Consider the following 24176-nt stretch of genomic DNA (forward strand, 5'->3'; position numbering starts at 1 on the left):
TTCAGGAGGCATCGGCATGACGGCCGCATCCGCACGTTCGTGGCTGTTCGTTCCCGGTAATCGCCCGGAGCGCTTCGAGAAGGCGCGCACGGCCGGCGCCGACGCGGTGATCTTCGATCTCGAGGATGCGGTGCCGCCGGACGACAAGCCGGCGGCGCGCGAAACGGTCGTCGCGCACCTCGATGCCGCGAGGCCCGCGTGGGTGCGCGTGAACGCGGCCGATACCGGATGGTTCGCCGACGACATCGCGGCGATTGCAGTGCATCCGGGCACGGCCGGCGTGATGCTGCCGAAGTGCGAGGCGCGCGCCCAGGTCGACGCGGTGCTCGCGCATGCGCATCGTTCGCTCGAACTGCTGCCGATCATCGAGACGGCGGCCGGCATCGCGGGGCTCGATGAAGTGTGCACGGCGCCGCGCGTCGCGCGCGTTGCGTTCGGCACGCTCGATTTCCAGGTCGATCTCGGAATCGACGGCGACGGGGAGGAACTCGACGCGTTCCGCTCGCGGATCGTGCTCGCGTCGCGGCTCGCGGGCATCGCGCCGCCGGTCGACGGCGTGTCGACGGTCATCGACGCTTCCGACGCGATCGAACGGCATGCGCGTTACGCGCGGCGGTTCGGGTTCGGCGGCAAGCTGTGCATTCATCCGAAGCAGCTCGACGCGGTGCATCGCGCGTATGCATGGAGTGAGGCCGAGCAGGCATGGGCGCGGCGCGTGCTCGAAGCGGTGGCGGCGAGTGCCGGTGCGGCGGTCGCCCTCGACGGGAAAATGGTCGACGCGCCCGTGATCCTGAAGGCGCGACGCATCCTGCGCGGGTAGGCCGTCAGCGCATTCACCGGCTGGCATCTATAATCCGCACAACCGGCCGCGCGGCACGTGACCACGCCCGGGACGGCGCATGCAGCCGGCGGAACGGCGACCTGCGTCCGATCTTCCTCCCATCTCACAAGGGGTATGCATCTTGGCAACCTACATCGTGTTTACGCGGGAAAGCACGCAGGACCAGCACGAACTCGACGTCTATCACAGCAAGGTCGGCCCGACGCTTGGCGGACATCCGGTCAAGGTGCTCGCCGCCTATGGCCCGCAGGAAACGCTGGAAGGCGAAGGGCCGGAGGGTGTCGTGATCGTCGAGTTTCCGTCGAAGGAAGCCGCGCACGCGTGGTATCACGGCCCCGAATACCAGGCCGTCGTTCAGCACCGCTTCAAGGGCGCGCGTTATCGCGCGGTGCTGGTCGAGGGCGTTTGAACGCGACGCTTCGGGCGTTTCTTTCAATGCGATGCGATGCGATGCGACGCGTGACGCATGATGAACACGACGACTTCGTCCCCTGACTCCGTCCGGCCGCCGATGGGCCGTGCCGCCACGTCGCTGCTGGCGATCAGCGTGCTGTTCTATCTCGTCGCGATGGCCACCGCACCGTTCCGTACGGGCGCGCCGGATCCGCATCCGTGGGCCGACGGTTGGCAGGTGCTGCTGACCGGCTGGATGGGCGTGTTCTTCGGCATCGTTGCGTGGCTCGCGAACCCGCTCGTGTTCGCGGCCTGGTTGCTGACCGTGAAGCGCCTGCGCGCGCAGGCGGTCGTGCTGGCCGCGCTGGCGCTGCTGTTCGGATCGAGCTTCCTGACGCAGCATCAGATCGTCGTCAACGAAGGCGGCGGGGTCGAGCCGGTTCATCTCGATGCGATCGGCTACTGGTGCTGGCTCGCGAGTTTCGGCGCCGCGCTGGTCGGCGCCATGTTGTTGCCCGGGCGGACGAAAACGCGCGCGGCAGGTTGATGCGGGCGGCGCGCATTGCGCGCGCCGCCGCCGCTTATCGCACGTGCGGCTGCAACGCACGCAACCAGTACGACACCGCAACCGCGCCACCATCCGGCGTGCCGATCGCACGCTCGCCGAGATAACTCGCGCGCCCCGCGCGCGGCGTCATGCGCGCCGTTTCCTGTGCGCCATGTTCGGCGGCCTCGACGGCTGCCGCCCATGCACTCGCGGGATCGCGATCGCTGTCGAGTGCACGGTCGAACGCATCGGCAGCCGGCACCAGCGCATCGAGCATCGTCCGGTCGCCGGCGTGCGCGCCGCCGAGTTCGCTGATCGAATCCACCGCGTGTCGGAACGCCGCGGCCCAGTCGCGCGCCGACGGCTCGGCGATATCGGCCAGCCGGCGCGACGCGCGCAGCAGCGCGGTCGCATAGAACGGTCCCGAACTGCCGGCAATGGCACGGCGCAACGCGGCGCCGAGCGCCGCGAGCGTACCGGCCGGCGTGCCGTACGCAGTTTCCGGCAGGTCGAGGATCGCGTGCGCGGCACGCAGCATGCTCGCGCCGAGATCGCCGTCGCCGGCCGCCGCATCGAGGTCGGTCAGTGTCTGCTCGTGATCGATCAGCGTCTGCGCGACCGCGTGCAGTGCCGGCTGCAGGCGCGCGGCCCACGCGCGGCCGGCCGCGTCGAGCGGCGGCAGCGGTGCGTCGTGCGAGTCGGCGGCGGCCACGCGGATGTGCGCATTCACGGCGCCGCCGCCCGGCCATGCGCGCGCCTGCGTCGGCGCGTCGAGCAGCGCCGCGCGTTCTTCGTTCAGCCGCAGCACCGAGATCGAGCAGCCGGGCATGTTCAGCGCCGACAGGAACGTGCCGGCCCACGCACGTGCGACGACGATGCCGCGCCGGCTCAGGTTGTCGTACGCGTCGCGCAGCACGATCGCGAGTTCCATGTCCGGCGTCGCGCCGAGACCGTTGACGAACAGTGCGACGCGTTCGCCGCTGTCGAGCACGAGATCGGCGACGATGCTCGACAGCAACGTGTCGACCAGCGCGTCGGCGGGCAGCGGCGCGCGGCGTTCGACGCCCTTCTCGCCGTGGATGCCGAGGCCGAGCTCGATCTCGTGATCGGCCAGGCTGAAGCCCGACTTGTCGGCGCCCGGGATCGTGCAGCCGTCGAGCGCGACGCCCATCGTGCCGAGCTCGGCCGCCGCGTCGCGCGCGATCGCGGCGACACGGGCGAGCGGCAGCCCGCGCGCGGCCGCCGCGCCGGCGAGCTTGTGGATCAGCACGGTGCCGGCGATCCCGCGGCGCTGGCCGCGCTCGACACGGCCGCGCAGCGACACGTCGTCGGCGACGATGACGGTCTCGACCGGAATGCCTTCCGCTCGCGCGAGCTCGGCGGCGAGCCCGAAATTGAGCCGGTCGCCCGTGTAGTTCTTCACGATCAGCAGCGCGCCGTTCGGGCCGGCGCTTGCGCGAATCGCGGCAAGCACGGCGTCGGTGGACGGCGACGTGAAGACTTCGCCGCACACGGCCGCACTCAGCATCCCTTCGCCGACGTAGCCGCCGTGCGCGGGCTCGTGGCCGCTGCCGCCGCCGGAGAGAACGGCGACGGGCCGTTGCGCCGGCTCGGGCAGCGGCTGGCGGACGAGCACGTGCTCGTCGCCGAGGATCGCGAGATGCGGCGACTGCCGCGCGATGCCTTCCAGCATCTCCCGCACGACATCGGACGGGTGGTTCACAAGCTTTTTCATGGCGACGGTTCCAGACGGTTGAACGGGGCTCGCCCGGCCCGCGCAGGCGCCGGACGGCTTTCGTGTAACGGATGGTCGTGCGGGCGCCCTGTCGCAGGCAGGGTCGGTATCGCCGGCCGCACGCGGCGACGGGCGCGCGCTTCGCACCACGATACATCAGGACTGGACGTCGTCGCACGGATCGCGGGCGCGATCGTGCCGTGCCGGGGCGGGGGCCCGCCCCGGATGCTGCTACTTCGCCGCCGCGATTTCCTTTGCGCGAATCAGCCGCGCACGCAGCACGTTGCGGCTGATGCCGAGCAGCCGCGCGGCCTGGATCTGGTTGCGGTGGCTGAATTCGAACGCGACGCGCATCACGGTGTCCTCGATCCGTTCGAACAGGTTGCCGTGATCCTCGTCGAACAGGTCGCGCAGCGCCCGTTCGAGCGCGGCCTGCGCGCCGGCGGCCGGCTCCGGCGCACGCGCGGCGGCGGCCGACGCGCGTGGCGACGCGATGTGCAGGTCGGAGTCCTGCAGCGAATCGTGACGGCTCACGAGCAGCGCGTGATGGATCACGTTCTCCAGTTCGCGGATATTGCCGGGCCAGCCATGCGCCTCGAGCTTGCGCTCGGCGCGCGGATCGATGCTGCGCGGCCCGTAGCCGAGGCGGCTGCGGTAGTCGTCGAAGAAGTGGCGTGCGAGCGGCAGGATGTCGCCCGGGCGTTCGCGCAGCGTCGGCACGGCGAGCTGCACGACGTTGAGCCGGTAGAACAGGTCGCCGCGAAAATGCCCGGTCGCGACCGCCTGCTGCAGGTCGACGTTGGTCGCGGCGACCACGCGCACGTCGATCGGCATGCCCGTGCGCGAACCGAGCCGCACGACCTCGCGCTCCTGCAGCACGCGCAGCAGCTTGACCTGCATCGACAGCGGCAGGTCGCCGATCTCGTCGAGAAACAGCGTGCCGCCGTTCGCGGCTTCGAACCAGCCCGGCTTCGCGCTGAATGCACCCGTAAACGCCCCTTTCTCGTGGCCGAACAGTTCGCTCTCGACCAGCGTTTCGGAGAACGCGCCGCAGTTCACGGCAACGAACGGCCCGTTGTTGCGGCGGCTGAGGCTGTGCACGTGGCGCGCGATCAGTTCCTTGCCGGTGCCCGTTTCGCCGACGATCAGCACGTTCGCGTCGCTCGGCGCGACGAGGCGAATCCGTTCGAGCAGCGCGACCGAGCGCGGATCGACGAACACCTGCGCACGGGCGCGGATCGACGTCGCGAGCGCGGGCCTGTCGGGCAGCGTGAGGACGGGCGCAAGGCGCTCGGCCGTTTGCAGGGCGTCCGGAGGGCCCGGTTCTTCGCGGGACGGTGCGACGACGCGCAGGTCGGCCGCGCGTGGCGATACGGAAATGGATGTCATGGCTGTGTAGGTATCGGGTCGCTGCACGGTTCGGTCAGGCCATGATGGATGTTGCTGACAGGGTGCTGCGTGATCAGCAAAGTGTTCAACGTTTTGCGCAACGCGGGAAACATCGATTTCTGATAACCAATGCCGGATTGCTGCGCTGGACGCAGTTGCGTAACGCGATGTCGTTCGGTAAAGCGAAATGCATCGTGCGGATGTCGACTAAGCAGCTTCTTCGACACTGCTGCAGCGATGCATCGCGTTGCGTCGGCGCGCGATCGCGGCGAACGGGTGCCGCGTGCGTTGCGGATTCCACGCTGAAACGGAAGGACGCCTTCGACATACGCCGCGCTGCTGATCAGGCAGCAGCGAATCAGCACGACTGCTTCCCACAGTTCATCTCGCTGCGGAATATGGTTGTGATGCGCCGGCTGGCACGCTTATCGATATGCGGCGATCGGCGAAAACACCGCGACAGGCCATCGATCGCGATGCATTTCGTCATGCAGACGATTGATTTTCATGGCGATCTCAGCATTGGCACGCTCCTTGCGGAACCATGGCGTGACGGGTGCGTTGGCGCCCGACTCGACAATGGGAATGCAACGATGAGCCATGCCATCAACGTGGTCGCGATATCGGGCGGCCTGCAACGGCCGTCGCGCACGCTGGCGCTGACCGACGCGATCGTCGCGGCGCTCGGCGCCGCGCTGCCGATCGATACGCGGCTGATCGAACTCGGCAAGATCGGCGGCCGGCTGGCCGGTGCGCTGACGCGCGCACAGGTGCCGGCCGACCTCGAAGCGCAGATTCGCGCGATCGAGACGGCCGATGCACTCGTCGTCGCGAGCCCCGTGTATCGCGCGTCATACACGGGCCTCTTCAAGCACCTGTTCGACCTCGTGCATCACGGCGCGCTCGTCGACGTGCCCGTGCTGCTCGCCGCAACCGGCGGCAGCGAGCGTCATGCGCTCGTGATCGACCACCAGCTCCGCCCGCTCTTCAGCTTCTTCCAGGCGCGCACGCTGCCGATCGGCGTGTACGCGTCAGAAAGCGATTTCGACCGATACGAAATCGCGAACCAGGCGCTGCGGGCGCGCATCGCGCTCGCCGTGGGTCGCGCCGTGCCGCAACTGCGTCCGCATGCGCTTTCCGCCGCGGCCGCGTAGGCCGCTTCCGTTTCCCCTTCGACCAGGACATCGTCATGAGCCTTACCGACCCTTCCGCCGATGGCGTCAAATTCGCTTACTGGGTGCCGAACGTCAGCGGCGGCCTCGTCGTCAGCACGATCGAGCAGCGCACCGACTGGAGCCTCGAATACAACCAGCAGCTCGCGCGCACGGCCGAGGCGGCCGGCTTCGACTATGCGCTGAGCCAGATCCGCTTCACGGCCGGCTACGGCGCCGAATACCAGCACGAATCGGTGTCGTTCAGCCAGGCGCTGCTGCATGCGACGACGAAGCTCAAGGTGCTCGCCGCGATCCTGCCGGGGCCGTGGCATCCGGCCGTGGTCGCGAAGCAGCTCGCGACGATCGACCATATTTCGAACGGGCGCATCGCGATCAACGTCGTGAGCGGCTGGTTCAAGGGCGAATTCGCCGCGATCGGCGAGCCGTGGCTCGAGCACGACGAACGCTATCGGCGCTCGAAGGAATTCATCCAGGCGCTGAAGGGCATCTGGACGCAGGACAACTTCACGTTCAAGGGCGATTTCTACCGTTTCAACGACTACACGCTGAGCCCGAAGCCGGTGCAGAAACCGCATCCGGAGATCTTCCAGGGCGGCAGCTCGCGCGCGGCGCGCGACAACGCGGCGAGCGTGTCGGACTGGTATTTCACGAACGGCAATACGCCGGAGAACCTGAAGGCGCAGATCGACGACATCCGCGCGAAGGCGGCCGCGAACAACCATCGCGTGCGCATCGGCGTCAACGCGTTCGTGATCGCGCGCGACACCGAGGAAGAGGCGCGGGCCGTGCTCGACGACATCGTCCGGCACGCGCACGTCGAGGCCGTGCATGCGTTCGGCGATGCGGTGAAGGAGGCCGGCAAGGCGTCGCCGGAAGGCGAGGGCAACTGGGCGAAATCCACGTTCGAGGATCTCGTGCAGTACAACGACGGCTTCCGCACGAACCTGATCGGCACGCCGCAACAGATCGCCGAGCGGATCGTCGCGCTGAAGGCGATCGGCGTCGATCTCGTGCTCGCGGGATTCCTGCATTTCATCGAGGAAGTCGAGTACTTCGGCCAGCGCGTGCTGCCGCTCGTGCGCGAACTCGAGGCGCAGCGGCAGGCAGTCGCCGCGTGATGGATGCCGGCCGGCGCGCGGCTCGCGATTGCGTGAGCCCGCGCCGCGCCAGCGCGACACTCACGCCACGCCCGCCATCTTCGATGCATCGACAACCATCTGCACGCCGAGTCCGCCGAGGATGAGGCCCATCGCCCAGCGCTGCGCAAGCAGCAGCGTCGGGCGCCCGTGCAGGAACGTCGCGATGCTGCTCGAGCAGATCGCCACCAACCCGTTTGCCGACGCGAACGCGGCGATCAACAGTGAACCGAGAAACAGCGACTGGCCGAACACGCTGCCTTGCCGGTAGTCGATGAACTGCGGAAGCAGCGACACGAACAGCATCGCGAGCTTCGGATTCAGCACGCTGGTCGTCGCGCCCATCGCCAGCAGCCGCAGCGGCTGCTCGTTCGGCAGCGTCCGCACCTCGAACGGCGAACGGCCGCCGGGCCTGACCGCCTGCCATGCGAGGGTCAGCAGGTAGGCCGCACCGACCGCGCCCAGCACGCTGCCCGCATAGGGCACGCTCATGAACAGCGTCGTGATGCCGAACGCCGCGGCGAACATGTAGAACAGGTAACCGATCATCACGCCGGCCAGCGAAATGAGCCCGGCCGCGCGCCCTTGCGCGATCGAGCGCGACATCACGTAGACCATGTTCGGCCCCGGCGTGACCGCGAGCATGCCGCCGATGGCGAGAAATCCGTAAAGCGATCCGGATGTATGCATGTTTTCCGCTTCCTGCAACGAGTGTTGACGGGATTCATTGTCCGACCGTGGAGGTGAACAGTAAAACGGGATAAACTGAATCGATTGATCAGATTTTCTGAATGAAATGAAAAAGCTCGACCTCGATGTGCTGGCGATGGTGGTGGCGGTCGCGGAATCCGGATCGTTCGCGCAGGGCGCGCAGGCCGTGCATCGGTCGCCGTCGGCGGTGAGCATGCAGATCAAGGCGCTGGAAGACGCGCTCGGCAAACCGCTTTTCATCCGCGATACGCGCAACGTGACGGCCACCGACGACGGCAGGACGCTCGCCGAATACGGCCGCCGGATGCTGGCGATGCGCGACGAGGCGTGGGCGTCGGTGGTGCGCCCGGAGATTCGCGGCCGCGTGACGATCGGCGTGCCCGACGACTACATTTCGTCGCTGCTGCCGCAGGTGCTCGGCAAATTCGCCGCGATGCATCCGCGCGTGGAAGTGCGCGTGATCGGCCAGCCGAGCAGCGCGCTCGTGCCGATGCTGAAGGACAACACGGTCGACCTCGCGTGTCTCACGCGGATCAAGGGCGTGACCGGCGAGCTGATCCGGCTCGAACCGCTCGTCTGGGTCGGGTCGCCGAAACGCAACGTATGGGAGGAGCGGCCGCTGCCGGTTGCCTTCTTCACGCACGGCGGCAGCATGGCGCGCGATCAGGCGGTCAAGGCGCTGAACCGGCGGAAGATCCCGTACCGGATGTCGTACGAAAGCCCGAGCCATCTCGGCCTCCTTAGCATGGTGGAGGCCGGGCTCGCGGTCGCGCCGCTGGCGCGCTGCTGCATTCCCGATCATCTCGTGCAACTGTCGGAAAGCCACGGGCTGCCTCCGCTGGGCGAACTCGAGGTCGTGCTCGCGCGTAGCGCGCAGTCCGCCCGCCCGCCGTGCGACTACCTGGCCGAGCAGATTCTCGGCGAATGGCGTACCTGAACCCGAGCGGCCCGCCGGCGGCCGTGTTTCAGCACGACTTCAGCAACCATTCGCGGAACGCGACGAGCGACGGCAGCGTTTCGTTCCCCGGCGGGTAGACGAGGTAATAGCTGCGCTGGCTGGTGATCGCGTCGCCGATCGACACGAGCTCGTGGCGGCTCAATTCGTCTTCCACCAGCACCTTCGGCACCAGCCCGATCCCCATCCCGGCCCGGACGGCCTGGATCAGGTGCGACGTCAGCTCGAAGCTCGGGCCGATGCGCATCTGGCGATGATCGAGCCGATAGTGCGAGAACCACTCGGCCCACGCCTGCTGGTTGCTCGTCACACCCAGCAGCGTTTGCTGCGCGGCCCAGGCCGGCGTGCGTGCTGCGGCCTTGCGACGGCTGCCCGCGTCGGGGCTCGCGATCGCGATCAGGAACTCGTTGTACAGCCGATGCGCGTGCAGGCCGGGCCAGTCGTCCGCGCCGACGGTGATGGCCGCGTCGAGGTCGTCGTTGAGGAAATCGATCGCGCCGATCCGCGAATGAAGGTGCACGGTCACGCCCGGATGCGCGGCGTAGAAGTCGTGCAGGTGCGGCAGCAGCCATTTCGAGCCGAACGTCGGCAACGTCGCGAGCCGCAGCGTGCCGGCGCCGGCCTGATGCGACATCGCCTGCAGCGTCGCGCCGCGGATGCGCCCCAGTGCGCCGCTCAGTTCGACGAAGTAGCGGCGCCCGACTTCGGTCAGCTTCACGGAACGGCCCTCGCGCCGGAACAGCGCCACGCCGAGTTGATCCTCGAGCGTCTGAACCTGCCGGCTGATCGCGCTCTGGCTCAGCGACAGTTCCTCGGCCGCGCGCGTGTAGCTTTCATGCCGCGCAGCGGCCTCGAACACGAGCAGCAGCGACATCGACGGAGTGAGGCGACGGTAATTCATGAGTTTTATGCAATATTCGCCGGGCGAGAATTCGTTTGTTTCTCGTGGAATTTACAAAGATACTGGAATTCCCGGTTGCATGGAAACTTGCTCAAAACTCATGTTTCAGAGCATGCGAACAAACCGGTTCACCCACCTTGCGCTTTTACCCCATGTCGATCGCCCCGTTGCCCCGCCCCGCCAGCCCGCCCGCGAACGCGTACCGTGACTTTCTCGCCGCGCTGCAGGCCGCCGGGTTCGCCGGGGAAATCCGCGCGGACCATGCGAACCGGACGGTCCAGGCCACCGACAACTCGATCTACCAGCGCCTGCCGCAAGCGGTGATCTGTCCCGCGCATGCCGACGACGTCCGGCTGCTGGCCCGGCTGCTCGCGGAACCCGCGCATCGCGATGTCGCGGTGGCCGCGCGCGGCGGCGGCACGGGCACCAACGGGCAGTCGCTGACCGACGGCGTGGTCGTCGACCTGTCGCGGAACATGAACCGGATCCTGGAAATCGATGTCGAGCAGCGTTGGGTGCGCGTGCAGGCCGGCGTCGTCAAGGATCAGCTCAATGCGGCGCTGAAGCCGCACGGGCTGTTTTTCGCGCCGGAGCTGTCGACGTCGAACCGTGCGACCGTCGGCGGGATGATCAACACCGACGCGAGCGGGCAGGGCAGCTGCACGTACGGCAAGACGCGCGATCACGTGCTCGAGCTGGACTTCGTGCTGATGGGCGGCGAGCAATTGCACAGCGACGCGCTCGCGAGCGACGAACTGGAACGCCGCTGTGCGCGGCAGGACCGCATCGGCAAGGTCTACCGCACCGCGCGACGCATCAGCGACGACAAGGCGGCACTGATCGAAGCGAAGTTTCCGAAGCTCAATCGCTGCCTGACCGGCTATGACCTCGCGCACCTGCGCGAACCCGACGGCCGCTTCAACCTGAACAGCGTGCTGTGCGGCGCCGAGGGCTCGCTCGGCTTCGTCGTCGAGGCGAAGCTCAACGTGCTGCCGATCCCGAAGTATTCGGTGCTGGTCAACGTGCGCTACGCCGGCTTCATGGATGCGTTGCGCGATGCGCGCGCGCTGGTCGAGCACAAGCCGCTGTCGATCGAGACGGTCGACTCGAAGGTGCTGATGCTCGCGATGAAGGACTTCGTGTGGAGCAGCGTGGCCGAGTATTTTCCGCAGGATGACCGGCGGCCGACGCTCGGCATCAACCTGATCGAATTCAGCGGCGACGATGCAGCCGACGTCGATGCGCGCGTGCGCGCGTTCGTCGACCACCTGCGCACCGATACGAGCGTGGAGCGCCTCGGCCATACGCTCGCGGCCGGCGACGAGGCGGTGAAGCGCGTCTATGCGATGCGCAAGCGCGCGGTCGGCCTGCTCGGCAACGTGCAGGGCGAGGCGCGACCGCAGCCGTTCGTCGAGGATACCGCGGTGCCGCCCGAGAACCTCGCCGCGTACATCGCCGAATTCCGCGCGCTGCTCGACGGCCACGGGCTGCAGTACGGGATGTTCGGCCATGTCGACGCCGGCGTGCTGCACGTGCGCCCGGCGCTCGACATGAAGGATCCGCGGCAGGCCGCGCTGGTGCGGCCCGTGTCGGATGCGGTGGCCGAGCTGACGCAGCGTCATGGCGGCCTGCTGTGGGGCGAGCACGGCAAGGGCGTGCGCTCCGAATATGCGCCGGCCTTTTTCGGCGAGCTGTATCCGTCGCTGCAGCAATTGAAGGCCGCGTTCGATCCGCACAACCAGTTCAACCCGGGCAAGATCGCGACGCCGCCGGAGAACACGATGCGGCTGCTGAAGATCGACGAAGTGCCGACGCGCGGCGATCACGACCGGCAGATCGACGAGCGCGTGTGGCAGAGCTACGGCACCGCGATGCACTGCAACGGCAACGGCGCGTGCTACAACTTCGATCCGGACGATGCGATGTGCCCGTCGTGGAAAGCGACGCGCGAACGCGTGCATTCGCCGAAGGGGCGTGCGTCGCTGATGCGCGAATGGTTGCGCCTGCAAGGGCAGGCCGGCGTCGACGTCGTCGCGGCGGCGCGCGCGCGGCAGCCGTTCCTGAGCGGCCTTGCCGCTCGCTGGCGCAACAGCCGCGCCGCGCGCAACGGCGCGGTCGATTTCTCGCACGAGGTGTACGACGCGATGGCCGGGTGCCTCGCGTGCAAGTCGTGCGCGGGGCAGTGCCCGGTCAAGGTCAACGTGCCCGAGTTCCGTTCGCGTTTTCTCGAGCTGTATCACCGTCGCTATCAGCGGCCGCTGCGCGACTACCTGATCGGCTCGCTCGAGTTCACGATGCCGTGGATGGCGCGGGTGCCCGCGCTGTACAACGGGCTGATGCGCGCGGGGTGGGTGCGCACGCTGCTGGCGCGGCAGGTCGGCATGGTCGACAGCCCGCTGTTGAGCCGCTTCGATCTCGCGGCCGTGATCCGGCAATGGCGCGTGAAGCCGGCCGACCCGCACGCGCTCGCGGCGTTGACCGACGCGCAGCGCGCGCGCAGCGTCGTCATCGTGCAGGACACGTTCACGCGCTATTTCGATACCGAGCAACTGGCGACGATGATCGAGCTGGCGGCGCGCGTGGGCTTTCAGGTGTGGCTTGCGCCGCTCGCGCCGAACGGCAAGGCGCTGCATGTGCAGGGTTTTCTTCAGGCGTTCGAGAGGGCTGCGATCCGCAACGCCACGCAGCTTGCCGCGCTCGCGCGGTCGGGCGTCGCGCTGGTCGGCCTCGATCCCGCGATGACGCTCACGTATCGGCAGGAATACCTGAAGGTGACGGGGCTCACCGACGTGCCGAAGGTCGCGCTGCCGCAGGAATGGCTGCTGCAGGCGCTGCCGGAAGCCGGCGCGGGCGGTGTGTCCGGGGCGTACCGGTTGCTGCCGCACTGTACCGAGAAGACCAATGCGCCCGACAGCGGCAAGCAATGGGAACAGGTGTTCGCGCGGCGCGGGCTGCGGTTGCAGGTTCAGGCGACCGGGTGTTGCGGGATGTCCGGTACGTATGGGCACGAGGCGCGCAACCTGCAGACGTCGAAGACGATCTATTCGCAGTCGTGGGCTGCGCACGTCGATGCGCCGGAGGATCAACGCGAAGCGCTGGCGACCGGGTATTCATGTCGCAGCCAGGTGAAGCGCATGTCGTCGACGCAGTTGCGCCATCCGCTGCAGGCGCTGCTCGATCACGTTCGTGCGGCGGGGTGACGTTCGGGCGGCGTGCGCCGCGCTGCCCGTGTGACGACATCGCGCGCCGAGCGGCAATCTCCGTGCCGCCATCGACGCATGCGAAAGGGTCAGTCAGGAATCGGGTTTCGCGGCTTTCCGCGCACGCGGCTTGTCGGCCGCGGGAAACGCGCCGACACCGCGCGGCCGTTTCGGTTCGATCCGCATTTGCCGGATCACGCGCCGGAAGTCGATCTCGTGCGCGGCCAGCGCGCCGATCAGCTTTGCGATGACCGCGAGGTGGGAGGGCACCGTGCCCTTGCTCGAATAGTTCGTGATCGAGCTTTCGTTCATCCGGATCAGACGGGCGAACTCGCGCGACGTCAGTTGCGCTTTTCTCAACTCCTGCTGAAATTCGGTATACGCCATTGCACACATGTTGCTTCGTCTCCGTGATTCAGAAATCGGCCCGCGCGGCGCCGGCGCCGACGGGTGGCGTTCCCGTCGTGCCGGCGCGCTGGCGGGTTACATCTTGACCTGGTCGAGGAAGGACTTCTTGCCGCCCTTGTAGCCGTAGATCGAGATGATCCCGTGCGTCAGGTCGCCCTTCGCGTCGAAGGTCGTCGTGCCGATCACGCCGTCGTACTTCGTCGCCGGCATCGCCGCGAGGATCTTCGCCGGATCCGTCGAGTTCGCGCGCTTCATCGCGTCGACGGCGATGTAGACCGCGTCGTACGCGAACGGCGCATCGAACTTGATGCCCTGGTTGAAGCGCTTCTCGTACTTCGCAACGAATGCCGCGCCGCCCGGCATCTTCTCGAGCGCGGCGCCGGCCTGCGAGCACAGCACGTTGTCGGCCGCGGGGCCGGCCAGTTCGGCCAGCGAGTCGGTGCACACGCCGTCGCCGGACAGGATCCTCGCGCGCAGGCCGAGCTGCTTCGCCTGCTTCGCGAGCGGGCCGCCGGTGGCGTCCATGCCGCCGTACATGATCGCGTCGGGGTTCTCACCCTTGACCTTCGTCAGAATCGCGCGGAAGTCGACCGCCTTGTCGTTGGTCGCGTCGTGCGACAGCACCTTCAGGCCGAGCGCTTTCGCCTTCTTCTCGAACTCGTTCGCGAGACCCTGGCCGTAGGCGGTCGAATCGTCGATCACCGCCACGCTCTTCACGCCCTTCGACTGCGCGTAGCTCGCGAGCGCCGGGCCTTGCTGCGCGTCGGTCGCGACGACGCGGTAGGTCGTCTTGAAGCCTTGCTGCGTGTAGGTCGGGTTCGTGGCCGACGGCGAGATCTGCACGATGCCGGCATCGCTGTAGATCTTCGAGGCCGGGATCGACGTGCCCGAGTTCAGGTGGCCGATGACGGCGACGACCTTGTCGTCGACGAGCTTCTGCGCGACCTGCGTGGCCTGGCGCGGGTCGGCCGCGTCATCCTGCGCGTCGAGCTGCAGCGTGACCTTCTTGCCGCCGATCGTCAGCCCCTTCGCGTTGATTTCCTCGACCGCGAGGCGCGCACCGTTCTCGTTGTCCTTGCCGAGGTGCGAGATGCCACCCGTCGTCGGTTCGACGCTGCCGATCTTCACGACCTGGTCGGCCATTGCGCTCGACGCGGCCGCGAATGCGGCGGCGGCCAGTGCGACGGTGATCAGGGGTTTGCAGCGCATGCCGACAGTGCTTCGTTCCATCTGCCATCTCCGAATTGAATGTCTTTCTAATGACGTCTCGACCGGCCGGCTGCGGGCCGGGGCGATCGGACGAGTCTCCATACCCATCATGGGCTTCACTTGCATCGCGCCCGGCCGTGTGACGGGCCGCCCGGGCGAGCGGGAGGCCTGTCGCCTGACGCCATGCAATTCGTATGAATATATCCGAAGCCGATTTTGCGCGCTGCGGCGAATCGCGCAAAGGGGCGAGCACGGCACGGTTTGCGCCCGGATTTCGAGGGTTCCGGATGCCGGAAATCGTGCGCCGCAGCGGGCCACAGGCTGCAGTTCGCTGTCGATGGCCTTACGTCCGCATCCATTATTCGGCCGGTCGCCGGGGCGAAGCCATGCACACTGATGCGCGGTCAGTCGGGAACTGTTCGGTCGATTTGTCTGCACAGTTTGGACACTCGCCATCGCGCCGCCGGGTTCATGGAAAAGCTTCATCGAGCGCGATATCCGTCACATGCAACTAACGGTCAAGCCCGGTAGCACCGACGAATTGGCGCAGGTCGACAGCCGGTACAATGCATTCGGCTTTGCACATGCCGAGGCTCGCCTGGACCGGCCCGCTTCCGGATCGTCGGGTAGGTAACGTCATCCGATGCGACCGCGATCCTACGAACGGCCGCGCAATGCGACGAAGATCACGCCTGCAATCGCCAGCAGGCCGCCGCACACCGTCTCGATGCCCGGCCGTTCGCCCGTCAGCACCATCGACAGGGCTGTCGCAACCGCTGGCGTCAGATAAAGGAAGTTGGCGGCGCGCGCCGCACCGAAGTAGCCGAGTGCGAAGGTCCAGGTCGCGTAGCCGAGTGCCGCGGGAAATACGCCGAGGATCAATACTGCCAGCGTCGTGTCGTGCGACGCGCCGCCGAGCGAGCCGAGCGAGCCGAGCGCGCCGGGCAACCAGGGCGTGAGCAGCAGCGCGCCGGCCAACAGCGTGTACGCGGCGCAGGGCAGCGCGCCGTACACGGGAATCAGCCGCCGCTGCAACACGAAATAGCTGGCCGAACACAGGGCCGCGCCGAGAATCAGCGTGCTCCCCGAGCCGAGGACAAGCCCGCCCGGCTGCCCATGCGCAATCACGCCGATGCCGGCCAGGCTGACCAGCGAACCGAGCCATCCCCGGAGATTGAATCGTTCGCCGAGAAACACCGCGGCAAGCAGCGCGGTAAAGATCGGCAGCGTGTTCACGATGAAACTCGCCGCGCCGGCCGACACGGTTTGCTCGCCGGTATTGAGCAGTGCGTTATAGAGCGCGATGCCGAGGAAACCGCAGGCCAGGAAGCGCAACGCATCGCGTTTCGCGGGCCTCGGAGGCCGTCGCCACGCAAGCCACGCGATCACGAGCAACGCGGCGGTAGCAAAGCGCGCCGCCGCGAGTTGCAGGGGCGCCAGGCCGTGCAGGCCGATCCGGATGAACGGGAATGCGGAAGCCCACGACACGATCGTGAACGCGACCGCGCCTGCCGCGACAAGCGGTTGTCGCGCGCCGCGCGACGACGGTGAGGAAAGGGTATTCATGCGGCAATGGTGCGATGTGGCGAGATGTTAAGCTAGCGCACAGATCAACATCCGGATATGACTATGGCTCACAGCTCGGTTCGGCGGCGAGCCGATAGTCCGGCGCGAGCGCGTCAGGTTATGGATGCGCTGCCGGATGCAGCGTCGGCGCCTGGCCCGCGGCCGCCGCTCGCCAGCCTGGAGACCGTGTGTACGGTTGCGCGTCAGGGCTCGTTCCTGGCGGCCGCCGACGTCTCCGGCGTGACGCACGGCGCGATCAGCCGGCGGGTGGCCGCCGTGGAAAACTGGCTGGGCATGGCGCTGTTCGAACGTCATGCGCGCGGCGTGCGCCTGACGCCGGACGGGCAGCGCTTCGTCGGCCGGATCGAACAGGCGTTCGCGATCATCGACAGCGCGGCCGATCAGTGGCGTTCGCCGCGTACGCCGCGGCTGGTCAGGATGAGCGTGGTGCCGGCATTCGCGCAGCTGTGGCTGTTCGAGCGGCAGCATGCGCTCGAGAGCGAGGCACCCGCGTTGCGCATCGAGCTCGGCATCGATGTTCGCAACGTCGATATCGCCGGCGGTGAAGCGGATCTGTCGATCCGGTATGGGCGCGGCAACTGGCGTCAGCTCGAAACCCGCGCGTTCATGCCGGAGCGGCTTTATCCGGTCGCGCATCCGCGGCTCGCCGCGCAACTGGCAAAGGTGCGCCGCCGGCGCGGCGACGCCGCGCTGCTCGAGATGCCGCTGCTGCACGATTCCGACGTGACCGGATGGCGCACCTGGTTCGCCGCGCTGGGCATTCCGTTCAAGCCGCGGGCGCAGGATCGCCGTTTCGAGGATTACAACCTGGTGCTGGCGGCAGCCGAAGCGGGGCTCGGCGTGGCGCTGGCGCGGACGCCGCTCGCGGACGCGTACCTGAAGCGCAGCGCGCTCGTTCGAGTGAGCCGCCATGAGGTCGATTCGCAGCTCCGGTATCACTTCGTGCATGCGAAGGGGGAGAATCGGCCGGAGGTGCTCGCGTTGATGGAGCGGATGCGGGCAGCGTTGGGGGAACAGCGTTAGGTTGTGGGGGCGTCGGGGCCTGCTTCGGCAGCGCGCTCGGGGCCGGTGCGTGCGGTCATACAGATGGGCCGCGGGATCGTCGACAATGCGACCGCGGAAAACGATGAGGTTGGAGAGATGAACGTAAATCGAGCAATTTTGCAGCCGTTCGGATGCACAGGAGGTACACGATGAACAGACCAGACAAGTCGTCGAAAGCGCGTGCCGCGCTCGATCAGTTGTTCTCGGGCATTGCGCCCGCGGACGCGAAGAGCGCGTCACGCCCGGGCAATCCTTTCGATGCGGCGGGAGACGACGTGTCCGCTGACGCCAGCGGCCGGGTTGAAGTGACGTTGTCGACCAGAATCCAGTTGCGCGGCTATCCGGGGGCGGATGCGTTCATGAAGCGCATGGCCGAAGCGTGGGGCCTCGAGTGGGGGACGTATGACAGCGTTCAGGCCATCGCGAAGCTGCCTGCCGGATGGCGATCGCGCCGGCTTCCGGAAGTCACGCAGATCGTCGACGGACACGATGTGCTGCGCGCGGAGAGCAGCCTGCAGGGCGGCGAGATGTCGTATCTGAAAGTGAACCCGCGATACTACATCGACGCCCGCAAGGGGTTCGGCTGGGGAAAGTCGTCGAAGGCGTCCGACGATCCGGATCTCGATGGCCCCGACTGGAACTGCTTCGTGATCGATCGGGAAAAGTCCATCGAAGTGCACGAATTGACGACCTCGTCGTTGAAGGCCGATATGGACAATGCCCGCGCGACGTTGCTGAAATGGCTTGACGAGAACTATCCCAAACATCGCGATCCGTTTGCGTACTGGACGGACTGCGAAGGGGCGTCGTAACGTTGCGTGGTGGCCCGGTTCGGTATCGCGGGCATACGTTGCCCGATCGTAATCGCGGCGGATGGGCCGCACTCCGCTTCGATGCATCGGCCGGTCGCCATGGGGGCGCCAATTGAAACGAACTTGTCCGGTCCCGATTCTCTGGTCAGCGTTTGGCGCGGCGGTCGGGTCGACCGTCATCGAGCTGCTGCTCTGGTCGATCGCCGGCGATGACGCCATCCGGAACCTGTTTCGCGACGCGCGCCTGACGGCAGCCATCGTGATGGGGCGCAGCGTGCTCGGCCCGTCCGCCGGCTTCGATCCGATCGTCATGGGTGTCGCGACACTCGTGCATGCCGCGCTCTCGCTTGGCTATGCGGCCGTGCTGGCGAAGGTCGTCCGGAACATGTCGCTCGGGGCTGCACTTCTCGCAGGCGGCGCGTTCGGCCTCATCCTGTACGGCGTCAACCTGCACGCCTTCACGGCGATTTTTCCGTGGTTCATTCCGGTTCGCGGCGCGATCACGCTGGTGGCCCATCTGGTATTCGGGGTCACGGCAACGGCTGTCTACCACGTCGTCAAACGCCCGGTCAGACGCTGACCGCGGCAACGATTGCCGGCGGTTCCCGCTTCCGTCATTCGCATCCCGACCCCTGGAATAACCGGGCGGGCTGCTTCGTTTAGCCGTCAGGAGACCCGATACGAAGCGGCGTGCCGTTACCGCCGCGTGACGAATCTTGCGCAAGCAAATCGATGTGCCGGACGCCGCCAGTGGCGACAAAGGTGAAATGGTCGGGGGCAACAATGCAGGAGCCGATCATGTACAACATGTTTCGATTCGGGATAGGCATCGTCTGTCTTTGCCTTTCCGCGCCTGTCCTTGCGCAAATGGATGACGAATTGCCGGACTACGGCACAAACTGCCGCGCGGTCGTCGCGCAGGCGAACATCGACGGCACGGAGCAGCAAATCGTGGGGCGGGCGTGCCTGCAAAGCGATGGCACATGGCGGATCGTGCAAAGTGACGACGGCAGCGTGTTGTGGTACCCGGCGGCGGCCTATCCGTATCCCGACCCGTGGTATTGGGGGCCGCCGCTTTTCATCGGCGCGGGCGTGAGCTTCATCTTCGTCGATCGTTTCCATCATTTCCACCACTTCAATCACTTCGATCACTTCAATCACTTCAACCGGATGGATCATCGCCACTTCGGCATGCCGGTGGGGGCGGGCTTTCACCGTGGCCCGTTCATCGGCGGCGGGGGCCACGGGTTCGGCGGCATGCATCCATTCGGTGGCATGAGCGGGGGTGGCGGAATGCGGCGGCATTAGGCCGGCGTTTCGACCTTCGGCAACCACGTTGCCGGGTTCGAACGCCAGGTCGATCTGAACGCCTTGAGCGGGAACGCGACAGCGTAAACGGCGCAGGCGCGCACCCTGGTGCGCGCCTGCGTGGTTCTCGCGATGCGACTTCGCGATCAGAACTTGTGGCGAATCCCGACGATCGCGAGTTCCTGCGTATCGGTGCCGGAGTTCACGCCGTACGAGCCGACCGACGCGGCGGCCTTCACAGTCGCACCGCTCGCGTTGAGCGTGTTGCCGCTCGCCTTCTGATAGCCGAACAGCGCATACAGGTCGGTGCGCTTCGACAGCGCGTAGTCCGCGCCGAGGTTCACCTGGTTGTAGTGCGCGGAAGCCGGGCCCGTCAGCGACGTGTAGTTGTAGCCGACGCCCGCGCGCAGTGCCGGCGAGAACTGCCAGTTGAAGAACGCCGAACCGTTGTTGAACTTCGCGTTCTGGCTGAACGCCGACAGCGTGTCCGCGCCGTACTGCGTGTTCGAATACGCGAGGCCGAAGGTCGCCGGCCCGGCCACGTACTGGCCGGCCACGCGCACGATCTGGATCGACTTCGCGCTCGAGAAGCCCTGGTTGATCACGGTGTTGAACAGCGTGTCCGAACTGCTCGACCACGTGCGCACGCCATTCGCGACCGTCGAGCCGCCGTTCGCGTAGAAGAAGCCCGCGCCGAGCGACAGCGGGCCGTTCGCGTAGCTCGCGCCGAAGCTGTACGTGCGGCCGTTGCCGGTGGCGCCCGCGACGCCGCCGAAGCCGTACAGCGCCGCGAACTGGAAGCCCGAGATCAGCGGGCTCGTGTATTTCACCGAGTTGCTGACGCGCAGGCTGTTGTCGTAGTTGTCGAGGTCGCCCGGCGTCGCGAATACGCCGCCGAAGTAGTTGTCCTGCGTGAGGCCCTGCACGAGATCGACGACCGGATCGTACTGGCGGCCGAGCGTCACGGTGCCGTACGTGCTGCTCGCGAGGCCGACGACGGCCTTGCGGCCGAATTCGCGCTGGCCCTGGCCGAGCGCGCCGGTGCCGATGTTGAAGCCGTTCTCGAGCTGGAACAGCGCGGACAGGCCGCTGCCGAGATCCTCGATGCCGCGCAGCCCCCAGCGGCTGCCGGACAGGTTGCCGCTGCTGAACTTGACGAGGCTCGACGCGTTGCCGCCGCTCGCGTTCTGCGCATTGTGCACGTATGCGATACCCGCGTCGGCGATGCCGTACAGCGTGACGCTGCTTTGCGCGTGCGCGCCGGCGGCGCAGAGCGCGGCCGGCAGCGCGAGCAGTGCGAATGAGCGGATTCGTTGCATGGTCGGATTCCCCCGTTGGTCGATTTGTCTGACGAGTCGGTGAACGATACGGACGGCGCATCGTCAAGGGAACCAACAAATTTTCGAATCGTTATGAGGCGGCGCGAAGATGGATGCGCGCGCAACGAGCCGGCGATCGGCGCCCGGCGCGCGGGGAACCTACGCGTCGTGCCGCCGCGACGCGTTTCTCAGCACGAGCGTCATCAGTTGCCTGCGCGACTCGACGCCGAGCTTCGCGAATGCGCGTTTCGCATACGTGTCGATGGTGGACGTCTTGAGGCCCATCGCCTGCGCGATCGCGGCCGACGTCATGCCCTGGATGAACGACGCGCACACATGCATCTCGCGTGCGGTCAACCGTTCCTGCCATTCCGGCAGCCATTGCGCGACGAGGTCGAGATCGAGTTCGTCGCGTTGCCCTTCGTCGGCGGAGATTGCGCCGAGCAGGCGCTTGTGCGTGGACGCCATCGGCAGCACGACCTGCGACAGATGTTTCAGCAGGCTCAGTTCCTTCAGCGAAAACGGTGGCAGCCGCCGCGAACGCGCGATCGAGATCGAGTAGCGCGTGCCGCCCGTTACACCCGCAATGACGCATTCGTCGTGAATGTCGCCGGCATCGAAGAACAGATGCCGGAGCTCGCTCGCGACGCGCTGCGACGATACCTGCAGCAACTGCACGTCGCTTTCGGTTTCGATCGCCGCGTACGTGGCGTCGTCGCTCGCGTAGCTGCGGTAGTAGTGGCGCATCACCTGCGCGACCAGCTCGGGCTCGCGTCCGAAGCTGCCGATCCAGCCGACGCTGCGCCGGCCCGACGATGCACTGCGCTCGTAGTCGAGATGCACGGCGTCGAAGTCGACATAGCGCACGAGGGTGTCGTAGACAGCGCGCATGAACTGCGGCGTACCGACGGCTTGCGCGATGTCGCCGAGCGTTTCCGTCACGAATGCGACGTGGCTCAGCGGGAGATCGGGGGCGGGAAGCGCAGCGCTCATGGCGTCGGGTTTCGAAGATTTCAGGTGGCGCTACAGGTATCACGAATATTTTCGACTGCCTACGCGGGAATCTACCCAAACGGCTCCGAGCGGCGTCGCCGTTTGTCCCGGTTTTCGGGACTGACGGTGCAGGCCGCGATCTCTACATTGACCCTTGTGCTGAACACCGCTCGACGGCGTTGACGCGAGTCCGGACCGGACCGGGCGCAACGGCCGATCCCATCACAAGGAGAATCCCCATGCGTATCCGTATTCGCCGTCGTCCGGCCTTCCGCGCCGCGCTCGCCACCTCGGCGGGGCTCGCCCTCGCGGCCAGCCTGTCCGCCCACGCTGGCGAGTCCAACCTGAACGTGTACAACTGGTCGGAGTACGTCGCGAAGGACACGGTGCCCAACTTCGAGAAGCAGACGGGCATCAAGGTCCGCTACGACAGCTATGACAGCGACGATACGCTGCAGACCAAGCTGCTTGCCGGCAGCTCGGGCTACGACATCGTCGTGCCGACGTCGAACTATCTCGCGCAGCAGATCCAGGCCGGCGTGTACCAGAAGCTCGACAAGTCGAAGCTGCCGAATCTCGCGAATCTCGACCCCGCGCTGATGAAGATGATGGCGAAGGCCGACCCGGGCAACCAGTATGGCGTGCCGTGGGCGTGGGGCACGACGGGCATCGGCTACAACGTCGAGGCGGTCCGCAAGCGGCTCGGCGACGCCGCGCCGACCGACAGTTGGGCGTTGCTGTTCGACCCGGCGAATGCGGCGAAGCTGAAAGGCTGCGGCATCTCGTTGCTCGATGCGCCGGACGCCGCGTTCGCGGCGGCGCTGCAGTACATGGGCAAGGATCCGGAGAGCAAGAACCCGGCCGACTACCAGGCGGCCTACGATGTGCTGAAGAAGATCCGCCCGTACGTGACGCAGTTCAGCTCGGCCGGCTACGCGGACGATCTCGCGAACAACGATGTGTGCGTCGTGCTCGGCTGGTCGGGCGACGTCAGCATCGCGCGGCGGCGCACGCAGGACGCGAAGCGTTCGTACGAAATCCGCTATGTGAATCCGAAGGAAGGCGGCCTGCTGTGGTTCGACGTGATGGCGATCCCGAAGGATGCGCCACACCCGGAAGCCGCGCTGAAGTGGATCAACTATATCGAGGACCCGAAGACCAACGCGGCGATCACGAACGAGATTTTCTATCCGAGCGCGAACAAGGCCGCGCGCGTGTTCGTGACGCCGGCGATCGCACAGGATTCGAACGTCTACCTGCCTGACGGCACGCTCGCGAAGACGTCGCTTGCGATGCCGCGAAGTGCCGACATCGCGCGGATGCAGAACCGTCTGTGGCTGCAACTGAAGTCGGGCGGTTGAGGGCGACGACGATGATTCAACTCCTCCCGGATGCGCCGGCCGCGGCCGGCGCGCGCCACGACGCGTTCGTGCGCATCGAAAACGTCGTGAAGAAATTCGGCGACAGCACGGCCGTCGACAACGTGAACCTGACGATCGCGAAGAACGAGTTGTTCGCACTGCTCGGCAGCTCGGGCTGCGGCAAGTCGACGTTGCTGCGCATGCTCGCCGGGCTGGAAACGGCGACCTCCGGCAAGATCTTCGTCGACGGCGAGGACCTCGCGTCGCTGCCGCCGTACCGCCGCCCGGTCAACATGATGTTCCAGTCGTACGCGCTGTTCCCGCACATGTCGGTCGAATCGAACGTCGCGTTCGGCCTGAAGCAGGAAGGCACACCGAAAAACGAGATCAAGGAACGCGTGGCCGACGCGCTCGCGCTCGTGCAGATGAGCAAGTACGCGCAGCGCAAGCCGCATCAACTCTCCGGCGGCCAGCAGCAGCGCGTCGCGCTCGCGCGTTCGCTGGTCAAGCGCCCGAAGCTGCTGCTGCTCGACGAGCCGATGTCGGCGCTCGACAAGAAGATCCGCCAGAAGACCCAGCTCGAACTCGTGAACATCATCGAGAAGGTCGACGTGACCTGCGTGATGGTCACGCACGACCAGGAAGAAGCGATGACGATGGCCAGCCGCCTCGCGGTGATGAGCGAAGGCAAGATCGTGCAGATCGGCGCGCCGGGCGAGGTATACGAGTTTCCGAACAGCCGCTTCTCGGCCGAATTCATCGGCTCGACCAACTTGTTCGAGGGCCGCGTCGTCGAGGACGAGCCTGATCACATCTTCGTCGAAAGCGACGATCTCGAAGCACGCATGTACGTGAGCCACGGCGTGACGGGCCCGCTCGGGATGCCGGTCGGCATCTCGGTGCGCCCCGAGCGCGTGCACGTGTCGCGCGAGAAGCCGGGTTCGAAGCACAACTGGGCGCGCGGCGTCGTGACCGACATCGCGTACATGGGCAGCTACTCGCTGTATCACGTGCGCCTGCCGAGCGGGAAGACGGTCGTGTCGAACCTGTCGAGCTCGCACCTGATGAGCGACGCGGCCCCGGCGTGGAACGACGACGTGTTCGTGTCGTGGTCGCCGGCCAGCGGCGTCGTGCTGACGCAATGAGGACGAC

General features: G+C 66.8%; 23 protein-coding genes. 13 read left to right on the forward strand and 10 right to left on the reverse strand.

Annotated elements, in window-relative coordinates; all coding sequences use genetic code 11:
• Positions 1–16 precede the first annotated feature (16 nt).
• From R9B84_RS21365 to R9B84_RS21375, 3 genes are all read left to right on the forward strand, one after another.
• Positions 17–820, forward strand: a complete 804-nt coding sequence (locus R9B84_RS21365) for an HpcH/HpaI aldolase/citrate lyase family protein (RefSeq protein ID WP_423760329.1) — start codon at positions 17–19, stop codon at positions 818–820.
• A 142-nt stretch (positions 821–962) separates the two neighbouring features.
• A complete protein-coding gene (locus R9B84_RS21370) occupies positions 963–1250 on the forward strand; it encodes a DUF1330 domain-containing protein (protein WP_423760330.1) in 288 nt (95 codons plus the stop codon).
• A gap of 57 nt (positions 1251–1307) precedes the next feature.
• Entirely contained in the window at positions 1308–1781 is a 474-nt protein-coding gene (locus R9B84_RS21375; protein ID WP_423760331.1) for a hypothetical protein, read from the forward strand.
• Positions 1782–1815: 34 nt separating this feature from the next.
• Here the strand turns inward: R9B84_RS21375 and R9B84_RS21380 are convergent, their stop codons facing one another.
• The 3 genes from R9B84_RS21380 to R9B84_RS21390 form a co-directional block, all read right to left on the reverse strand.
• The gene (locus R9B84_RS21380; protein WP_423760332.1) at positions 1816–3516 is read right to left on the reverse strand and encodes a dihydroxyacetone kinase family protein; all 1701 of its coding nucleotides are present in this window, start codon (positions 3514–3516) and stop codon (positions 1816–1818) included.
• Positions 3517–3747: 231 nt separating this feature from the next.
• Entirely contained in the window at positions 3748–4905 is a 1158-nt protein-coding gene (locus R9B84_RS21385) for a sigma-54 interaction domain-containing protein (protein ID WP_423760333.1), read from the reverse strand.
• Positions 4902–5270, reverse strand: coding sequence for a hypothetical protein (locus R9B84_RS21390; RefSeq protein ID WP_423760334.1), 369 nt, complete (start codon positions 5268–5270; stop codon positions 4902–4904). The genes R9B84_RS21385 and R9B84_RS21390 overlap by 4 nt, the downstream gene beginning before the upstream one ends.
• Before the next feature lie 228 nt (positions 5271–5498).
• On the opposite strand from R9B84_RS21390, the gene msuE reads away from it, so the two are divergent.
• Positions 5499–6059: an FMN reductase gene (msuE, locus tag R9B84_RS21395; RefSeq protein WP_423760335.1), complete on the forward strand. Its 561-nt coding sequence runs from the start codon at positions 5499–5501 to the stop codon at positions 6057–6059.
• A 35-nt stretch (positions 6060–6094) separates the two neighbouring features.
• Complete coding sequence (gene sfnG, locus R9B84_RS21400; RefSeq protein WP_423760336.1) at positions 6095–7198, forward strand: dimethylsulfone monooxygenase SfnG; 1104 nt, start codon at positions 6095–6097, stop codon at positions 7196–7198.
• A 60-nt stretch (positions 7199–7258) separates the two neighbouring features.
• Here the strand turns inward: sfnG and R9B84_RS21405 are convergent, their stop codons facing one another.
• Positions 7259–7906 carry a LysE family translocator gene (locus tag R9B84_RS21405; RefSeq protein ID WP_423760337.1) on the reverse strand — a complete coding sequence of 216 codons (648 nt, stop codon included), beginning with the start codon at positions 7904–7906 and terminating at the stop codon, positions 7259–7261.
• Positions 7907–8012: 106 nt separating this feature from the next.
• Here R9B84_RS21405 and R9B84_RS21410 point away from each other — a divergent pair, with 106 nt between their 5' ends.
• On the forward strand, positions 8013–8864 hold the full coding sequence (locus R9B84_RS21410) for a LysR substrate-binding domain-containing protein (RefSeq protein WP_423760338.1): 852 nt from the start codon (positions 8013–8015) through the stop codon (positions 8862–8864).
• Positions 8865–8892: 28 nt separating this feature from the next.
• On the opposite strand, the gene R9B84_RS21415 is transcribed toward R9B84_RS21410, so the two are convergent.
• Positions 8893–9783 (reverse strand): LysR substrate-binding domain-containing protein, encoded by an 891-nt coding sequence (locus R9B84_RS21415; RefSeq protein WP_423760339.1) that lies wholly within the window; start codon positions 9781–9783, stop codon positions 8893–8895.
• Between the two features lie 152 nt (positions 9784–9935).
• Between R9B84_RS21415 and ydiJ the strand changes: the two genes are divergently transcribed.
• Positions 9936–12983 carry a D-2-hydroxyglutarate dehydrogenase YdiJ gene (gene ydiJ / locus R9B84_RS21420; protein ID WP_423760340.1) on the forward strand — a complete coding sequence of 1016 codons (3048 nt, stop codon included), beginning with the start codon at positions 9936–9938 and terminating at the stop codon, positions 12981–12983.
• 93 nt (positions 12984–13076) lie between these two features.
• Here ydiJ and R9B84_RS21425 read toward each other — a convergent pair whose 3' ends face one another.
• From R9B84_RS21425 to R9B84_RS21435, 3 genes are all read right to left on the reverse strand, one after another.
• Entirely contained in the window at positions 13077–13379 is a 303-nt protein-coding gene (locus R9B84_RS21425) for an XRE family transcriptional regulator (protein ID WP_423760341.1), read from the reverse strand.
• Between the two features lie 87 nt (positions 13380–13466).
• Positions 13467–14621 (reverse strand): branched-chain amino acid ABC transporter substrate-binding protein, encoded by a 1155-nt coding sequence (locus R9B84_RS21430; RefSeq protein ID WP_423760342.1) that lies wholly within the window; start codon positions 14619–14621, stop codon positions 13467–13469.
• A 636-nt stretch (positions 14622–15257) separates the two neighbouring features.
• Positions 15258–16166 carry a DMT family transporter gene (locus R9B84_RS21435; RefSeq protein WP_423760343.1) on the reverse strand — a complete coding sequence of 303 codons (909 nt, stop codon included), beginning with the start codon at positions 16164–16166 and terminating at the stop codon, positions 15258–15260.
• Positions 16167–16223: 57 nt separating this feature from the next.
• On the opposite strand from R9B84_RS21435, the gene R9B84_RS21440 reads away from it, so the two are divergent.
• The 4 genes from R9B84_RS21440 (at position 16224) to R9B84_RS21455 (ending at position 19351) form a co-directional block, all read left to right on the forward strand.
• A complete protein-coding gene (locus tag R9B84_RS21440; protein ID WP_423760344.1) occupies positions 16224–17210 on the forward strand; it encodes a LysR substrate-binding domain-containing protein in 987 nt (328 codons plus the stop codon).
• A gap of 170 nt (positions 17211–17380) precedes the next feature.
• Complete coding sequence (locus tag R9B84_RS21445) at positions 17381–18043, forward strand: nitroreductase (RefSeq protein ID WP_423760345.1); 663 nt, start codon at positions 17381–17383, stop codon at positions 18041–18043.
• 112 nt (positions 18044–18155) lie between these two features.
• Positions 18156–18623, forward strand: a complete 468-nt coding sequence (locus R9B84_RS21450) for a sodium:proline symporter (RefSeq protein ID WP_423761017.1) — start codon at positions 18156–18158, stop codon at positions 18621–18623.
• A gap of 218 nt (positions 18624–18841) precedes the next feature.
• On the forward strand, positions 18842–19351 hold the full coding sequence (locus R9B84_RS21455) for a hypothetical protein (protein ID WP_423760346.1): 510 nt from the start codon (positions 18842–18844) through the stop codon (positions 19349–19351).
• Positions 19352–19497: 146 nt separating this feature from the next.
• Here the strand turns inward: R9B84_RS21455 and R9B84_RS21460 are convergent, their stop codons facing one another.
• Both R9B84_RS21460 and R9B84_RS21465 read right to left on the reverse strand, forming a co-directional pair.
• Entirely contained in the window at positions 19498–20670 is a 1173-nt protein-coding gene (locus tag R9B84_RS21460; protein ID WP_423760347.1) for a porin, read from the reverse strand.
• 159 nt (positions 20671–20829) lie between these two features.
• Positions 20830–21663 carry a helix-turn-helix transcriptional regulator gene (locus R9B84_RS21465; RefSeq protein ID WP_423760348.1) on the reverse strand — a complete coding sequence of 278 codons (834 nt, stop codon included), beginning with the start codon at positions 21661–21663 and terminating at the stop codon, positions 20830–20832.
• Positions 21664–21902: 239 nt separating this feature from the next.
• Here R9B84_RS21465 and R9B84_RS21470 point away from each other — a divergent pair, with 239 nt between their 5' ends.
• On the forward strand, positions 21903–23024 hold the full coding sequence (locus R9B84_RS21470) for a polyamine ABC transporter substrate-binding protein (RefSeq protein WP_423760349.1): 1122 nt from the start codon (positions 21903–21905) through the stop codon (positions 23022–23024).
• A gap of 11 nt (positions 23025–23035) precedes the next feature.
• A complete protein-coding gene (locus R9B84_RS21475) occupies positions 23036–24169 on the forward strand; it encodes an ABC transporter ATP-binding protein (RefSeq protein WP_423760350.1) in 1134 nt (377 codons plus the stop codon).
• Positions 24170–24176: the final 7 nt, after the last annotated feature.

Source organism: Burkholderia sp. NLJ2 (assembly GCF_049487195.1).
Lineage (GTDB): Bacteria > Pseudomonadota > Gammaproteobacteria > Burkholderiales > Burkholderiaceae > Burkholderia > Burkholderia pyrrocinia.

Excerpts from the sequence above, each read along its gene's own strand:
- R9B84_RS21375 (WP_423760331.1), top strand. The coding sequence starts at position 1,308 with ATGATGAACACGACGACTTCGTCCCCTGACTCCGTCCGGCCGCCGATG.
- sfnG (WP_423760336.1), top strand. The coding sequence starts at position 6,095 with ATGAGCCTTACCGACCCTTCCGCCGATGGCGTCAAATTCGCTTACTGG.
- R9B84_RS21460 (WP_423760347.1), bottom strand. The coding sequence starts at position 20,670 with ATGCAACGAATCCGCTCATTCGCACTGCTCGCGCTGCCGGCCGCGCTC.
- R9B84_RS21430 (WP_423760342.1), bottom strand. The coding sequence starts at position 14,621 with ATGGAACGAAGCACTGTCGGCATGCGCTGCAAACCCCTGATCACCGTC.
- R9B84_RS21410 (WP_423760338.1), top strand. The coding sequence starts at position 8,013 with ATGAAAAAGCTCGACCTCGATGTGCTGGCGATGGTGGTGGCGGTCGCG.
- R9B84_RS21425 (WP_423760341.1), bottom strand. The coding sequence starts at position 13,379 with ATGTGTGCAATGGCGTATACCGAATTTCAGCAGGAGTTGAGAAAAGCG.
- R9B84_RS21470 (WP_423760349.1), top strand. The coding sequence starts at position 21,903 with ATGCGTATCCGTATTCGCCGTCGTCCGGCCTTCCGCGCCGCGCTCGCC.
- R9B84_RS21455 (WP_423760346.1), top strand. The coding sequence starts at position 18,842 with ATGTACAACATGTTTCGATTCGGGATAGGCATCGTCTGTCTTTGCCTT.
- R9B84_RS21465 (WP_423760348.1), bottom strand. The coding sequence starts at position 21,663 with ATGAGCGCTGCGCTTCCCGCCCCCGATCTCCCGCTGAGCCACGTCGCA.
- R9B84_RS21380 (WP_423760332.1), bottom strand. The coding sequence starts at position 3,516 with ATGAAAAAGCTTGTGAACCACCCGTCCGATGTCGTGCGGGAGATGCTG.
- R9B84_RS21415 (WP_423760339.1), bottom strand. The coding sequence starts at position 9,783 with ATGAATTACCGTCGCCTCACTCCGTCGATGTCGCTGCTGCTCGTGTTC.
- R9B84_RS21440 (WP_423760344.1), top strand. The coding sequence starts at position 16,224 with ATGACTATGGCTCACAGCTCGGTTCGGCGGCGAGCCGATAGTCCGGCG.
- msuE (WP_423760335.1), top strand. The coding sequence starts at position 5,499 with ATGAGCCATGCCATCAACGTGGTCGCGATATCGGGCGGCCTGCAACGG.
- R9B84_RS21365 (WP_423760329.1), top strand. The coding sequence starts at position 17 with ATGACGGCCGCATCCGCACGTTCGTGGCTGTTCGTTCCCGGTAATCGC.
- R9B84_RS21445 (WP_423760345.1), top strand. The coding sequence starts at position 17,381 with ATGAACAGACCAGACAAGTCGTCGAAAGCGCGTGCCGCGCTCGATCAG.
- R9B84_RS21385 (WP_423760333.1), bottom strand. The coding sequence starts at position 4,905 with ATGACATCCATTTCCGTATCGCCACGCGCGGCCGACCTGCGCGTCGTC.
- R9B84_RS21435 (WP_423760343.1), bottom strand. The coding sequence starts at position 16,166 with ATGAATACCCTTTCCTCACCGTCGTCGCGCGGCGCGCGACAACCGCTT.
- ydiJ (WP_423760340.1), top strand. The coding sequence starts at position 9,936 with ATGTCGATCGCCCCGTTGCCCCGCCCCGCCAGCCCGCCCGCGAACGCG.
- R9B84_RS21405 (WP_423760337.1), bottom strand. The coding sequence starts at position 7,906 with ATGCATACATCCGGATCGCTTTACGGATTTCTCGCCATCGGCGGCATG.
- R9B84_RS21475 (WP_423760350.1), top strand. The coding sequence starts at position 23,036 with ATGATTCAACTCCTCCCGGATGCGCCGGCCGCGGCCGGCGCGCGCCAC.